This window comes from Facklamia sp. P13069 (genome assembly GCF_050409405.1).
Taxonomy (GTDB): domain Bacteria; phylum Bacillota; class Bacilli; order Lactobacillales; family Aerococcaceae; genus Facklamia.
This window is the reverse complement of sequence record NZ_JBNUPN010000062.1, coordinates 1-602: the sequence shown is the minus strand read 5'-3', so window position 1 is coordinate 602 and position 602 is coordinate 1. Positions and strand designations below refer to the sequence as shown.

The following is a 602-nucleotide window of genomic DNA, read 5'->3' as shown; positions in this document are numbered from 1 at the left end:
CTCCTTGCAGTCCAAGGGACTCTCAAGAGTCTTCTCCAACACCACAGTTCAAAAGTATCAGTTCTTTGGGGCTCAGCTTTCTTTATAACTCTCACATCCATACATGACCGCTGGAAAAACCATAGCTTTGACTGGACAGAATTTTCTTGGCAAAGTAATATTTCTGCTTTTTAATACGCTGTCTAGGTTAGTCATAACTTTTCTTCCAAGGAGCAAGCGTCTTTTAATTTCATGGTTGCAATCACCATCCATATTGGTTTCAGAGACCAAGAAGTGGAAATCTGTCACTACTTCCACATTTTCCCCTTCTATTTGCCATGAAGTAATGAGTCAAATGTCATGATCTTAGTTTTTAGTATTTAATTTTAAGCCATCTCTGTCACTCTCCTCATTCACCCTCATTAAGAGGCTCTTTAGTTCCTCTTCACTTTCTGCCATAAGGGTAATGTCAGCTGCATATCTGAGGCTGTTGATATTTCTCCCTGCAGTCTTGATTCCAGCTTATGCTTCATCTAGCCCAGCATTTTGCATGATGTACTCTGCATATAAATTAAATAGGCAGGGTGACAATATACAACGTACTCCTTTCCCTATTTGGAACC

General features: G+C 39.9%; 1 protein-coding gene. It reads right to left on the bottom strand.

Features of this window, described 5'->3' with window-relative positions; all coding sequences use genetic code 11:
- Window positions 1-72 precede the first annotated feature (72 nt).
- Window positions 73-297 carry a hypothetical protein gene (locus ACQV2T_RS09355; RefSeq protein WP_428893592.1) on the bottom strand — a complete coding sequence of 75 codons (225 nt, stop codon included), beginning with the start codon at window positions 295-297 and terminating at the stop codon, window positions 73-75.
- Between the last annotated feature and the right edge of the window lie 305 nt (window positions 298-602).